The 612-nt window shown below is 58.2% G+C and carries 1 protein-coding gene; it reads right to left on the bottom strand.

The genetic code is table 11. The annotated features are described in order from the left end of the window. Nucleotides 1–551: hypothetical protein (locus DWV43_RS10020; RefSeq protein WP_147346287.1), on the bottom strand; the 551-nt coding region annotated here is incomplete at its 3' end. Between the last annotated feature and the right edge of the window lie 61 nt (nt 552–612).

Here is a 612-nt window from a genome sequence, read left to right as displayed (position 1 = left end):
GCCGCCAGGGTCCCGGGCCTTGTGGCGCCGAGCACGAGTATCGACGAGAGAAGGAAGGGGATGAAGGGAAGGAAAGACGGCGCCGTGGCAACGGCGTAAGGCAGGAAGGAAAGGAATGGCAGGTCGTTTGCGGAGGCCGGGATATCCGTGATGCCGGAGCTGCTCAGGGCACGGCAATACGCGAGCGCCGCGTCATTGGTCTCTCGGTCTCCCACGATGGACCCGGATTGGAAGCCTTCGCCCATGAGCGCGTAGTAGCTCTCGGCAGAATCGAGAAAGGCGGCGTCGGTTTGAGCGGCAAGGGCGGCGTTCGCGTATCTTGCAAGCTCCGCGTCAGCTTGCTGCTCTGGCGATAGGTCTGTGCCGCTGGCCTGGGGCGCGCGCGTATTGAATGCGTCGACAAAGCCCTGCATGCCCTGCTTCATAAAGAAGGGCCCGTAGATGGGTGAATTGAACGCAATGGGGACGGAAAAGGCTGCAGCGAGAACGAGCGTACAAATCCATGCGGCCTTGTCTCTTAGGATCAGTTTGAGAAGAAGTCGACAGTACATTTGGAAGCACCTACGTTCCTCAAAGAATTGTTAGATTAAAAGTAACAGACCGGATGAAGAT

Source organism: Collinsella sp. AF05-9 (assembly GCF_003465595.1).
Taxonomy (GTDB): Bacteria; Actinomycetota; Coriobacteriia; order Coriobacteriales; family Coriobacteriaceae; genus Collinsella.
The sequence above is the reverse complement of the archived record's forward strand: the minus strand, read 5'-3'. Positions and strand labels throughout refer to the sequence as shown.